The organism is Vulcanococcus sp. DEBay_Sum22DG08_74 (assembly GCF_017852955.1).
In the GTDB taxonomy this organism is placed as follows: Bacteria; Cyanobacteriota; Cyanobacteriia; order PCC-6307; family Cyanobiaceae; genus Vulcanococcus.
On the sequence record NZ_JAFMKL010000059.1, the window covers coordinates 1 to 10,514 of the forward strand.

Below are 10,514 nucleotides of genomic sequence, written 5' to 3' on the forward strand. Positions count from 1 at the left end.
GCGGCCAAAACCGAGGCCTCCAAGCTCAACCTGCTCAAGGGCTCGCCCCACCGCTGGCTCACCGGCCCGATCCTCGAGTACATCCAGGAGCGAGGCGCGCGCTTGCATCTGCGCCACCGGGTGACCGAGGTCCAGTTTGAAGAGGTCGCCGGCGAGACCCGCGTCACCGGCTTGACCCTCGGCACCCCCGACGGTGATCTCAAGGTCGAGGCCGACACCTACCTGGCGGCCTGCGACGTCCCTGGTATTCAGCGGATGGTGCCTGAGTCCTGGCGCCGTTGGCCCCTGTTCGACAACCTCTACAAGCTCGAGGCGGTGCCCGTCGCCACGGTTCAACTCCGCTACGACGGCTGGGTGACCGAACTGGGTGATTCCCCCATGGCCGAGGCCGCCCGCCGGGATGTGGCCCGTCCCGCCGGTTTGGACAACCTGCTCTACACGGCGGATGCGGACTTCAGCTGCTTCGCCGACCTGGCCCTGGCCAGTCCGGTGGATTACCGCAAGGAGGGGGTGGGTTCCCTGCTGCAGTGCGTCCTGACCCCCGGCGATCCCTGGATTCCCAAGAAAACCGAGGAGATCGTCGCGGCGACCGACGCCCAGGTCCGGCGCCTGTTCCCCTCGGCCAAAAACCTGAACCTGGTCTGGAGCAACGTCGTCAAGTTGGCCCAGTCCCTTTACCGCGAGGCCCCGGGGATGGAGCCCTACCGCCCGGACCAGACCACGCCGGTCACCAACTTCTTCATGGCCGGTAGTTACACCAAGCAGGACTACATCGATTCGATGGAAGGCGCCACCATGAGTGGGCGTCTTGCCGCTGCCGCGATCCTGGGTCGTCAGGCGGAGCTGGCCACCAATGCATCCGTTGCCTAGAGACCATGGGCCGTTGGCTTGAACACAGCGTCACTACCGAGGTGAAGGCCCCCGCCGAGCGGGTCTGGGCGGTCTGGAGTGACCTGGAGGCCATGCCCCGTTGGATGAACTGGATTGAGTCCGTCACCACCGAAGACGGGGACCCCGATCTCACCGACTGGACCCTGGCGGCCCAGGGATTTCGCTTCCATTGGAAGGCGCGGATTACCGAGCGCGTGGAGGCCCAACAGCTCCATTGGGAATCCGTCGGCGGCCTGCCCACGAAAGGGGCCGTTCGCTTCTATCCCCAGGGCGGCGAGAGCACGGCCGTGAAGCTCAGCGTCAGCTACGAGCTGCCGGGGGTGTTGGCGCCGCTGATGGATGCCTCCATCCTGGGGGGGATCGTGACCAAGGAGCTCCAGGCCAACCTGGATCGCTTCCGCGATCTCGTCCAGAGCGGCTATGGCCAAGAGGCGCACTAACAAACTGATTGCGGTCCTGCCTGTGCTGCTGGCCTTGGCGGCCTGCGGCACAGGCCAGAGCAGTACGGCGCCCTCTGCCCCGGGAACGGCGATTCCCCCCGCCCGCGTCTCAGAACCGACGCCGCTCACCCCATTGCCTGGCTTCATCGCGATGCCGAGCGCCCAGCAGGTGGTTCAGGCCCAACCCCATGGCCGCATTGACCCCTTCGCACCGGTCACGGCTGCGCCGGCAAGCACCCCAAACGAGACCCCCCAGGCGGATCTGCAGCTCACGGGCCTGATCGGCAGTGGCCGCAGCGCCCAGGCTCTGGTTTCCCTGGGCGGCCAGAGCGGCACGGTGTGCATCGGCCGCCAGGGCCTCTGCCCCGGCTCCGGTCTGCCGGCCCTGCTGCCCCCGGGCTGGACCGTGACGGGCATCGATCTGGGGCGCGGTCAACTGCGCCTGAACCAGGCCGGTCAGCAGCGGGTGCTCAGTCTTTAAGGGCGAGGGAACAGGCGGCCACGAGCCCATCGAGGTCATGGGGGTTGGCTTCCGCGTCAACGCGCCCCAGGAGCGCCTGGAGTGTTTTTGAGGTTTGCGGGCCAATCGAAATCAGTTGGACCCGCTCCAGCGGCTCCCTCCAGCTCGCGCCGAACTGCTGCTCCAGCAGTTGGATGGTGTGTTGCACGGTCTTGCCGCTGCTGAAGGTGATGGCATCGACCCGTCCCTCGGCCAGGGCCGTGGCGGTGGCCGCCGGCAGCGTTTCGGGGCAGCGCGATTCGTAGGCCGCCACTTCCACCACCCGTGCTCCGGCCTCGCCGAAGGCTTCCGCCAGCAGGGTCCGTCCACCGCTCTGGACCCGCGGTAGCAGCAGCCGTAGGCCCCAACCGGAGACGGGGAAATGCTCAATCAGGCTGTCGGCGACGAAGGCCGGCGGCACGAAATCAGCGGCCGCTCCCAGCTCATCGAGGCGCGCCGCTGTTTTGCGGCCGACCGCGGCGATCTTGAGGCTGCTGGGCCGCCGGGCCAGGCTGCTGCCCTGGCGCTGCAGCCGCTGCTCCACGGCATCGACCCCATTGCTGCTGGAGACGATCAGCCAGTGGAACTCCTCGAGCTCCGCCAGGGCGTCATCGAGGGGGCCCCACTCATCGGGCGGGCCAATCACCAGGGCGGGGAGATCGAGGACGCTGGCTCCCGCCTGCTCGAAGAGCTGCCGCGCCGTCCCCAGTTGCTGCTCAGCCCGGGTGACCGCGATGGTGCGTCCCTGCAGCGCCATCCCTCAGCCCTCGAGCTTGACCAGTTCTCCGGCTTGCTTGTGCAGCCGCTGGGCCTCCTGGGTGCGTCCCTGGTCAATCAGCAGTTGGATCGCCTCACGGAAGCTGCCGCGGGAACCATCGATGTCGCCGCCCAGCAGCAGGGCGACGGCCAGGTTCTGGTGGGTTTCGGCATGGCCGGGATTGACCCGTTTGGCTTCGCGGTAGGCCTCCAGGGCCCCGGCGAGATTGCCCTGTTTGCGGCGGATCAGGCCGAGGTTGTACCAGCCCAGGCCGATCTCAGGGGCGACGCGGGTGGCGCGGGCGCTGAGGGCTTCCGCCTCCTCCAGTTGTCCGAGCTGCAGCAGCAGCGCCGACAGGTTCAGCTGGGCCGCCAGGTTCAGCCGCGGTGCCAGGGGGATCTCCAGGGCTTGGCGGTAGTAGCGCTCCGCTTGCTGGGGGTCGCGGCTGGCTTCCGCGAGGGCCAGGTGCAGCAGCAGCTCGTAGCGCTCGGGTTGGGCTTCGCTTGGGCAGTTCGCCAGGCCCTCCTGCAGCAGCTTCAGGCCCCGCTCGAGGTTGCCTTCGGCGACCTCCAGGCTGCCCAACTTGGCGCAGGCATAGGGGTCGCCGGGACGGCTCTGCAGCTCGGCCTCCATCGCCTGGCGCAACCGCTCGGGTTTGTTGCCTTGGGCCAAGAGCTCTGGGCGGTAGCCGTCGTGATCGATGGCGGGCTCGGAGCAATCGGCGATGCGCCACTGCGGCTCCTCCTTGAGCAGTTCCGCGACGCTGTCGTCAATCATCGAGTGATAGGCCCGGCTCCAGCGGATGCGCGGATGGCGGCGGAAGAGCCGACTGACGTTGGAGTAGGGCGACTGGATCGCGCCGCGCTCATGGCGCAGCAGGTTGATCACCAGCACATCCGGTTGCGCCATGAGGGCCCGCAGGGGCTTCCAGGCCTCCGGTTTGAGCCGTTCATCGGCGTCCAGCACCAGCACCCAGTCGCCTTGCACCATCTCGAGCGCTTGGTTGCGGGCGGGGGCAAAGTCCCCGGGCCACTCGATCGCCTCCACCCGGGCGCCAGCGGCCTGGGCTAAGGCGACGGTGTTGTCCTTGGAGCCGGTGTCCACCACCACCAGCTCATCGGCGAAGCCTTGGACGGACCGCAGGCAGTCCTCGATTTGTCCGGCTTCATCCCGAACGATCATCGAGAGGCTGAGCATGGTGGGTGCCGGCGGCCGCAGAAGACGGCCCGAGGCTAGTGGCAGTGGCTCGCTTAGTCGGTAAAGCCGCCCTCTAGCGCCGCCTCGGGTAACCCCAGGGCCGTGAGCACCTGGGCCTGGGCCTGGGGCATCTGAGCCGGGCTGTAGGCGGCGGGTAGATCCGGCGGCAGGAGGGGTTCGAGGGCCTGCCAGAGGTAGGGACTGCCGTAGACCGCCAGAGCAGCCAGGCGCTGGGCTCCGAGCAGTTGCCGCACCACCTGGGGCCAGGGTTCATCGCCGCCGGCACTGCCGCGGAAGGGATTCCCCCGCACCAGCAGTTGCAGCAGGACCGGGCCGTCCGGCAGGCGATCCAAGGCCAGGGGTGCCTCGGGGTCTGGGCCCCAGGGGCTGGGGCTGCGGGCGTCGATCAGCCGTGCCTCATAGCCAAGGGCGGCGGGCCGCAGCAGGGCCGGGGCCACCAGGGGCAGCTGCGGCGCGTTGAGTTGGTTGTCCAGTCGGATCAGGTTCAGCCCCGGTCCAGGAGGCAGCCGGCCCGGTCCTTGGCGAATCAGGCTGAGGGTGAGCAGTTCAGCGCTCAGCTGCCGCTCGTCCGGGCTGATCAGCTGCTCCAGCGGTTCCTGGGCAGGCGAGCAGCGCGCCAGGGCCTCCCGGCGTCGCTGGAGGCTGGCGTCCACGCGCGCTTGGCTGATCCGGCCGCTCTGGACCGCGTCCACCAGTCCATCGAGCGCCTCCTGGGCATTGGCGGGCATCAGGATCAGATCAGCCCCCGCTTCAAAGGCCAGAACGGCCGCTTCGGCGCTGCCGTGGTGCTGGCTGATCGCCTCCATCACCAGCGCGTCGGTCACCACCAGGCCTTGGAAGCCCAGGTCCCCCCGCAGCAGCTGAGTCAGGACGGCCTTAGACAGGGTGGCCGGGCGCTTGGGGTCCAGGGCCGGCAGGCGCAGGTGGGCGGTCATGACCGAGGCGACCCCAGCGGCAATCGCCTGTTGAAACGGCGGGAGTTCGATCTGATCCAGCCGCCCTCGGTCGTGGGGCAGCTCGGGTAATTCCAGGTGGGAGTCGCAGCTGGTGTCGCCATGGCCGGGGAAGTGCTTGGCGCAGGCCAGTACCCCTTCGCCCTGGCAGCCCCGCACAAACGCCGCCGCCAGGGCCCCGGCCGTGCGCGCTGTTTCCCCCCAGGCCCGCACGTTGATGACCGGGTTGGCTGGGTTGTTGTTGACGTCGCAGACCGGCCCCAGGACCCAGTTCAACCCCAGCAGTCGCGCCTGCCGGCCGGTGCAGCGGCCGTAGCCCTCGGCCAGGGCCTCGGCCCGTTGCGGCTCCCGCTGATGCAGCGCACCCAGGGCCAGGGGGGGAGCCAGCCAACTGGCGCCTTCAAAGCGCTGGCCGACACCCTCCTCCACATCGGCGCAGAGCAGTAGCGGTTCGGCGGCCCAGCCTTGAAGTTGCTCGCAGCGGAGCCGCAGCTCTTCGGCGCTGCCCCCCAGCAGGATCACCCCGCCAACGCCTTCACCCAGGAGTTGGCGCAGCTCTGCGTTGCTCAGTTCCCAGCGGGGATAGCGGCGTTGATGGTCCCGGGCATGGCCGCTGCCGCGAACCACCAGCAGGCTCGCCAGCTGCCGCCGGAGCTCAGAAGCCTCCATCCTCCTGTTGGCCGGTGCCTTCAGGAACCTCGCCGCGCTCTTGGCGCTTCTCCTCGAGTTGGTTGAGCAGACCGAGCACCGAGGTGCCCTTTTCGATGCCGCGATCCAACTGGAAGATCACCTCGGGGGTGCGGCGCATGTTCAGGCGACGGCCGAGCTCCCCTTTGACGTAGTTCGAAGCCGAGCGCAGGCCCTCGAGGGCTTGCTGCTGCACCTCGGCGCTGCCGTAGACGCTGACAAAAATCTTGCAGTGCTGGAGATCGCCGGCGACATCCACATTGGTGATGCTCACCATCCCCAGGCTGACCCGCTCGTCCTTGATGCCGGTGACGAGGAGTTCACTGACCTCCCGCCGGATCAGAGCGGCCACGCGTTCTACGCGACGACCTTGCGCCATGGCTATGCGATGACCTCTGGAGTCACCATGGCACGCAGGATCAGGGTCAGGCTCAGCAGACCGCTCACCAGGGCGCCGATCAGGGCGACGGCGGTGACGGGATTGCTGCGGCGCTGGGCCAGGGGTTCCAGGACGGAGTTGGCGACGCCAAGCCCGAACGCGATCAGATAGCGCGGGTAGCGCGTGACGTTCAGAAAAAAGTCCCGCATGGGGGCTGGGGCGCTGATCAAAGAGTGCTGGCTACTCTGCCGCCAAAGGGGCACTCGCTGCCGCGCGATCCGATCGATTGATGCTGGAGCTCCATCAGTTCCGCCATTCCGCCTTCTGCGAGAAGGTCCGTTTGGTGCTCGCCTTCAAGCAGCTGAGCTTCACCCCCATTGAGGTCACGCCCGGTGTTGGTCAGGTGGACCTCTACCGGCTGTCGGGGCAGCGCCAGGTGCCGGTCTTGGTGGATGGCAGTGAGGTGATTGCCGATTCCACGGCCATCGCCCTGCACCTGGAGCAGAAGCACCCTGATCCGGCGCTGCTGCCCAGTGATCCGGCCCAGCGGGCCCAGGTGATGCTGCTGGAGGACTGGGCCGACACGGCCCTCGCGGCGGGTGCGCGCATGGCCCTGGTGCAGGCCGCCGCCAGCGATCCGGTGCTCCGCGATGGCCTGCTGCCGGAGGCCACCCCGTCGCCCTTGCGTTCCTTGGTGGGTGCCCTGCCGGGCGGGGTGCTGAGCGGTGTGGGTCAGGTGCTCGATCAGCAGGTGCTGCAGCAACTGCGCAGCAGCCTTGAGCAGCTCACGGCCCTGGTGCAGGCCCAGCCCTACCTGGTGGGTGATCAGCTGAGCCTGGCCGATCTGGCCGTGATCGCCCAGCTGTCCTTGATCAAGTTCCCCAGCTCCGCCGGGAGCCCCCTGGCGGGACGCGGGGTGGCGGGGCTGGCCGACGATCCCCGTCTGGAATCCCTCTGGCTCTGGCGCGATCGCCTCGGCCTGCAGCTGGGACGTCCCTAGGGCTGGCGCTCGAGCAGCAGCGTTCCACTCCAGCTGCGCTGGGCCTCGGCCCGGAGGCCATCGGCGGGGGAGCCGTAGCTGACCTGCCATTGCCTGGCTTCGATGTGATCGGCATCGATCCGGGCGTAGCGGCTGAGGGTCTCCACTTGGCTGACCCGCGGGTCGCCGGGGCCATGCAGCACCTGCAGGCTGAGTTCATCCGCCAGAAACTGCTCCTGGGGTTGCTGCTCGCTGCGGCGGCCGATGACGGTGGACTCCAACGACTGATCCCCGCTCAAATCCGCCAATTGACGGTTGGGGTTCTGCGGATCGTTGCGAACCCGCTGCAGCTGATCGCCCAGCAGGGCGCGACCGACGGACCCGGCATTGAAGGCGCGATCGCCAACGATCCGCCCGGCGTCATCTTTGACGAAGCGCACGGCGTACTGAATCTCAGGCTCCGCGCCGCTGAGATCGCGGCTGGTGGCGCTCCAGTCCCCTTCAAACCAGGCGGGGTAGATGAGATCGCGTCGCCCTGGCCGCGGCAGTGGCGCCGGCAGGCTCCACTGCGGCCAGTTCTCCAGGCGTTGTTCCAGGGTTGAGGCCGCCACGGCGGGGAGGCTTCCGCTCAGCAGCACCAGCAGGATGAGGGCGAGCGGCATCGCTGGGCACGTGGCAGGCTGCCTGTGATCCTGCCGCCTGGACGGCCCGATGTCCGATCCCCTGATCCGCGAGCTGGATCACTACGTGGTGCTGGAGCCAGGGGCCCCCCAGCAACTGCTCACAGCCGAGGAGACCTTGGCTTGGTTGGAGCGCCAACTGCACTCCCTCGAGGCCATTCCCGAGGACCTCTCAGGCCTGGGCTCGACGACGGATCAGGCCCAGCGGCTGCTGGAGACGGCCTGTGAGTTGGAGCTTCAGCCGGGGATCACGGTGCAGTGGTTTGCGATTCGCCTGGAGCCACCCGGGGCATCTAGTTAGTTGATCGAGGTCCCCACCTCTCCGGCATCACTGGTGACCTGCAGTTGACCCAGGGGTGGCGCCGTGCGCTCCTTGATGATCGAGGGCAGCGCCTCAAGGATTTGCTGGGCTACCTGCTCGGCCGGGCGTCCGTCCTGAAGGATCTGGAGGTCGGCCTGGGCGTAGAGGGGGCGGCGCTCGGCCATCAAGTTGGCGAGGCGTTCGGCGCGGTCCTCCGCTTCCATCAGGGGCCGGGGAGTCGGGTCGGCCTCGAGGCGCGCCAGCAGGATCGCGTCGGGGGCATCCAGCCAGATCACGACCCCTTGGTGCAGCTCGCCCCAGTTGGCCGGCTGGGTCACGACACCGCCGCCAGTTGCCACCACGAGGGAATGCCAGGAGGCGATTTGGTTGAGCACCGCCGACTCCAGGGCGCGAAAGCCGGCCTCGCCCTCGCTGGCGAAAATCTCGGGAATGGAGCGCCCCGCCACCTGTTCCAGGCTGGTGTCGGCGTCCAGGAAGCGGTAGTCCAGGGCCTCGGCGAGGTGCCGGCCCACGCTGCTTTTGCCGCTACCCATCATCCCCACCAGATAGAGGTTCAGGCCCTCCAGTCGCTGCCGCAGCTGGACTCGGGTGTCCTCCATCGGTTCGCCATCGCAAGCACCAACATTCTTAAGATGCGACCAACCGTTACTCGCTGTCATGACTCCGCCAGTGATGGCGGCGCCTCCGGCGAGCCCGGTGTCCGTCGTCTCCTCTGCCCCCCACGGTCAGGGCCGGCCCTGCGTGATCACGCGCCGGGCCACCTTCAGCTCCAGCCATCGCTATTGGCTGCCTGAGCTCAGCCCGGAGCAGAACGCCGCCCAGTTCGGGCCCTGCAGCCTGGCCCCGGGCCACGGCCACAACTATGAGTTGATCGTCGCCATGGGTGGCGGGCTCGATGCCAACGGCATGGTGCTCAACCTCTCGGACGTGAAGCACGCCATCCGCGAGCAGGTCACCGCCCAGCTCGACTTCCGCAGCCTGAACGAGGCCTGGCCGGAATTCGATCTGAGCCGTCCCGAGGGGATCCTGCCCACCACCGAGGCCCTGGTTCTGGCCATCTGGAAGCGCCTGGCGCCCCACCTGCCCCTGATGGGGCTCCGTCTTTACGAAACCGACAAGCTCTGGGCCGATGTGCTCGGCGATTCCATGGAAGCCTTCCTGACGATCCGCACCCACTTCGCTGCGGCCCACCGCCTGGCCCGACCGGAGCTGAGCTTCGAGGAGAACACCGCGATCTACGGCAAGTGCGCCCGGCCCCATGGCCACGGCCACAACTATCTGCTGGACATCACCGTTCGGGGTGCCATTGACCCCCGCACCGGCATGGTCTGCGACCTCTCGGCCCTGCAGTCAGCGGTGGATGAGCTGGTGGTGGAGCCCTTTGACCACACCTTCTTGAACAAGGACGTCGAGCACTTCTCCAGCACGGTTCCCACGGCGGAGAACATCGCGCTGCATATCGCCGATCTGCTCCAGGCCCCCGTGGCGGCCCTGGGGGCTTCGCTCCACAAGATCCGTCTTCAGGAGAGCCCGAACAACGCCGCTGAGGTGTTCGCAGAGGTGCCCCAGCTGGGCATGAACCCCCAGGCCCTCGAAGCCCTTGCCGGCGCCTGAGCTTCGGCTGGTTCTGGCGATCAGCCTGGACGGCCGGCTCGCCCCCGCCGCTGGTGGTGCGGCCCAACTCGGAGGAACCGGAGACCGCCGCGTCCTCGAGGAGGCCCTGGCTTGGGCGGATGGTGCCCTGGTCGGCGGCAGGACCATCCGCCAACACGGCTGCACCTGCCTGATCCGCGATGCCGACCTGCTGGAGCAGCGTCAGCAGCAGGGGCGGCCGCCCCAACCCTCCGCCCTGGTGGTGAGTCGCCAGCGCATCTGGGATCCAGACCTGCGCCTGTTCCAGCAGCCCCTGCAGCGTTGGCTTCTGGGCCCAGGGGAGGCGGCCCCCTCAGGTTTTGACAGGTTCTTGCCGCTGCAGAACTGGCCAGACACCTTGGCGGCCTTGGCCGCCGCTGGTTTGGAGCGCCTGCTCCTCTTGGGGGGGGCTGAGTTGGCCACGCAGCTGCTGGCCCAGGGACTCGTGGATGAGTTGCAGCTGACCCTGGTGCCTCAACTGCTGGGCGGCCCCCATGCCTGGCTTCAGTCCGATGGGGCCCTGGAGGCCAGTGCCTGGACGCTCCAGGAGCAGCGCTGCTTGGGCGGCGACGAGCTGCTTGTGCGCTACCGGCGCGCCTGAGCCTTGAGGCTGTTGAAGCGCTCGGCCAGGTCCCGCAGCGGCAGCTTGCCAAAGGTCTCCGGCGAGAGCCCCAGCATCCGTCCCGCGCAGCGCTTGACCACCACCTCGAGGTCATCGCCAAAGCGTCCGGCGAGCAACTCGCTGATCACCCCCAGGCTGCGGCCGCTGGATTGGGTCTCAGCCACGAGGCAGCGGCTGGTGGGGGCGGCCAGGGCCTGGCAGGCGGGGGTGAGCCGCTCGATCAGGCTTCTGTTGCCCATGGCACTCCAGCGCAGGCAGGCCTCGCTGATCTTGGCTTCGACCTGCGGGCGCATCAGGTTGAGCACGGGGCTGAGCAATCCGGCTTGGCTGGGTGCGCTGAGGGCGCCGATGGTCAGGGCCGTAGCCGTTAGCGTTCTGCCCGCTGCCCGCCCCCTGGTTCTGAGCTGATGGCCGAGCTCACTGTTCGCTGGCACCGATCGATTGAAGAGATCCCC

15 protein-coding genes are annotated in these 10,514 nt (G+C 68.2%); 7 read left to right on the top strand and 8 right to left on the bottom strand.

The window, feature by feature from the left end; genetic code table 11:
- The 3 genes from QZ184_RS07560 to QZ184_RS07570 form a co-directional block, all read left to right on the top strand.
- The coding region (locus QZ184_RS07560; protein WP_296418867.1) for an FAD-dependent oxidoreductase at window positions 1–870 on the top strand (870 nt) is incomplete at its 5' end.
- Between the two features lie 5 nt (window positions 871–875).
- On the top strand, window positions 876–1,331 hold the full coding sequence (locus QZ184_RS07565; protein WP_010313234.1) for an SRPBCC family protein: 456 nt from the start codon (window positions 876–878) through the stop codon (window positions 1,329–1,331).
- Complete coding sequence (locus QZ184_RS07570; RefSeq protein ID WP_296418869.1) at window positions 1,312–1,812, top strand: hypothetical protein; 501 nt, start codon at window positions 1,312–1,314, stop codon at window positions 1,810–1,812. The genes QZ184_RS07565 and QZ184_RS07570 overlap by 20 nt, the downstream gene beginning before the upstream one ends.
- Here the strand turns inward: QZ184_RS07570 and QZ184_RS07575 are convergent.
- Genes QZ184_RS07575 through QZ184_RS07595 form a run of 5 tightly spaced genes read right to left on the bottom strand, consistent with a single transcriptional unit; the run spans window position 1,802 to window position 6,033 of the window.
- The gene (locus QZ184_RS07575) at window positions 1,802–2,587 is read right to left on the bottom strand and encodes a uroporphyrinogen-III synthase (protein ID WP_296416342.1); all 786 of its coding nucleotides are present in this window, start codon (window positions 2,585–2,587) and stop codon (window positions 1,802–1,804) included. The genes QZ184_RS07570 and QZ184_RS07575 overlap by 11 nt on opposite strands.
- A gap of 3 nt (window positions 2,588–2,590) precedes the next feature.
- On the bottom strand, window positions 2,591–3,784 hold the full coding sequence (locus tag QZ184_RS07580) for a glycosyltransferase (RefSeq protein ID WP_296416343.1): 1,194 nt from the start codon (window positions 3,782–3,784) through the stop codon (window positions 2,591–2,593).
- A 53-nt stretch (window positions 3,785–3,837) separates the two neighbouring features.
- Complete coding sequence (locus QZ184_RS07585) at window positions 3,838–5,427, bottom strand: glycoside hydrolase family 3 N-terminal domain-containing protein (protein WP_296418871.1); 1,590 nt, start codon at window positions 5,425–5,427, stop codon at window positions 3,838–3,840.
- The gene (gene rbfA / locus QZ184_RS07590) at window positions 5,414–5,824 is read right to left on the bottom strand and encodes a 30S ribosome-binding factor RbfA (protein WP_247476954.1); all 411 of its coding nucleotides are present in this window, start codon (window positions 5,822–5,824) and stop codon (window positions 5,414–5,416) included. Before rbfA ends, QZ184_RS07585 begins: the two co-directional genes overlap by 14 nt.
- A 2-nt stretch (window positions 5,825–5,826) precedes the next feature.
- Entirely contained in the window at window positions 5,827–6,033 is a 207-nt protein-coding gene (locus QZ184_RS07595; protein WP_010313223.1) for a DUF751 family protein, read from the bottom strand.
- Between the two features lie 80 nt (window positions 6,034–6,113).
- Here QZ184_RS07595 and QZ184_RS07600 point away from each other — a divergent pair, with 80 nt between their 5' ends.
- The gene (locus QZ184_RS07600; RefSeq protein ID WP_296416346.1) at window positions 6,114–6,824 is read left to right on the top strand and encodes a glutathione S-transferase family protein; all 711 of its coding nucleotides are present in this window, start codon (window positions 6,114–6,116) and stop codon (window positions 6,822–6,824) included.
- On the opposite strand, the gene QZ184_RS07605 is transcribed toward QZ184_RS07600, so the two are convergent.
- Window positions 6,821–7,465 (bottom strand): DUF6816 family protein, encoded by a 645-nt coding sequence (locus tag QZ184_RS07605; protein ID WP_296416347.1) that lies wholly within the window; start codon window positions 7,463–7,465, stop codon window positions 6,821–6,823. The two genes, QZ184_RS07600 and QZ184_RS07605, sit on opposite strands and share 4 nt — an antisense overlap.
- Window positions 7,466–7,514: 49 nt before the next feature.
- Here QZ184_RS07605 and QZ184_RS07610 point away from each other — a divergent pair, with 49 nt between their 5' ends.
- Entirely contained in the window at window positions 7,515–7,784 is a 270-nt protein-coding gene (locus QZ184_RS07610) for a chlororespiratory reduction protein 7 (RefSeq protein WP_247476960.1), read from the top strand.
- On the opposite strand, the gene QZ184_RS07615 is transcribed toward QZ184_RS07610, so the two are convergent.
- Window positions 7,781–8,404 carry a shikimate kinase gene (locus QZ184_RS07615; RefSeq protein WP_296418874.1) on the bottom strand — a complete coding sequence of 208 codons (624 nt, stop codon included), beginning with the start codon at window positions 8,402–8,404 and terminating at the stop codon, window positions 7,781–7,783. The two genes, QZ184_RS07610 and QZ184_RS07615, sit on opposite strands and share 4 nt — an antisense overlap.
- A 73-nt stretch (window positions 8,405–8,477) precedes the next feature.
- Here QZ184_RS07615 and QZ184_RS07620 point away from each other — a divergent pair, with 73 nt between their 5' ends.
- Complete coding sequence (locus QZ184_RS07620) at window positions 8,478–9,419, top strand: 6-carboxytetrahydropterin synthase (RefSeq protein WP_296416361.1); 942 nt, start codon at window positions 8,478–8,480, stop codon at window positions 9,417–9,419.
- Window positions 9,406–10,038 (top strand): dihydrofolate reductase family protein, encoded by a 633-nt coding sequence (locus QZ184_RS07625; protein WP_296418877.1) that lies wholly within the window; start codon window positions 9,406–9,408, stop codon window positions 10,036–10,038. Before QZ184_RS07620 ends, QZ184_RS07625 begins: the two co-directional genes overlap by 14 nt.
- Here the strand turns inward: QZ184_RS07625 and QZ184_RS07630 are convergent.
- Window positions 10,023–10,514, bottom strand: a 492-nt coding sequence (locus QZ184_RS07630; RefSeq protein ID WP_363159663.1) for a hypothetical protein, incomplete at its 5' end; no start/stop codon positions are given. The two genes, QZ184_RS07625 and QZ184_RS07630, sit on opposite strands and share 16 nt — an antisense overlap.

Excerpts from the sequence above, each read along its gene's own strand:
- QZ184_RS07565 (WP_010313234.1), top strand. The coding sequence starts at position 876 with ATGGGCCGTTGGCTTGAACACAGCGTCACTACCGAGGTGAAGGCCCCC.
- QZ184_RS07570 (WP_296418869.1), top strand. The coding sequence starts at position 1,312 with ATGGCCAAGAGGCGCACTAACAAACTGATTGCGGTCCTGCCTGTGCTG.
- QZ184_RS07575 (WP_296416342.1), bottom strand. The coding sequence starts at position 2,587 with ATGGCGCTGCAGGGACGCACCATCGCGGTCACCCGGGCTGAGCAGCAA.
- QZ184_RS07580 (WP_296416343.1), bottom strand. The coding sequence starts at position 3,784 with ATGCTCAGCCTCTCGATGATCGTTCGGGATGAAGCCGGACAAATCGAG.
- QZ184_RS07585 (WP_296418871.1), bottom strand. The coding sequence starts at position 5,427 with ATGGAGGCTTCTGAGCTCCGGCGGCAGCTGGCGAGCCTGCTGGTGGTT.
- rbfA (WP_247476954.1), bottom strand. The coding sequence starts at position 5,824 with ATGGCGCAAGGTCGTCGCGTAGAACGCGTGGCCGCTCTGATCCGGCGG.
- QZ184_RS07595 (WP_010313223.1), bottom strand. The coding sequence starts at position 6,033 with ATGCGGGACTTTTTTCTGAACGTCACGCGCTACCCGCGCTATCTGATC.
- QZ184_RS07600 (WP_296416346.1), top strand. The coding sequence starts at position 6,114 with ATGCTGGAGCTCCATCAGTTCCGCCATTCCGCCTTCTGCGAGAAGGTC.
- QZ184_RS07605 (WP_296416347.1), bottom strand. The coding sequence starts at position 7,465 with ATGCCGCTCGCCCTCATCCTGCTGGTGCTGCTGAGCGGAAGCCTCCCC.
- QZ184_RS07610 (WP_247476960.1), top strand. The coding sequence starts at position 7,515 with ATGTCCGATCCCCTGATCCGCGAGCTGGATCACTACGTGGTGCTGGAG.
- QZ184_RS07615 (WP_296418874.1), bottom strand. The coding sequence starts at position 8,404 with ATGGAGGACACCCGAGTCCAGCTGCGGCAGCGACTGGAGGGCCTGAAC.
- QZ184_RS07620 (WP_296416361.1), top strand. The coding sequence starts at position 8,478 with ATGGCGGCGCCTCCGGCGAGCCCGGTGTCCGTCGTCTCCTCTGCCCCC.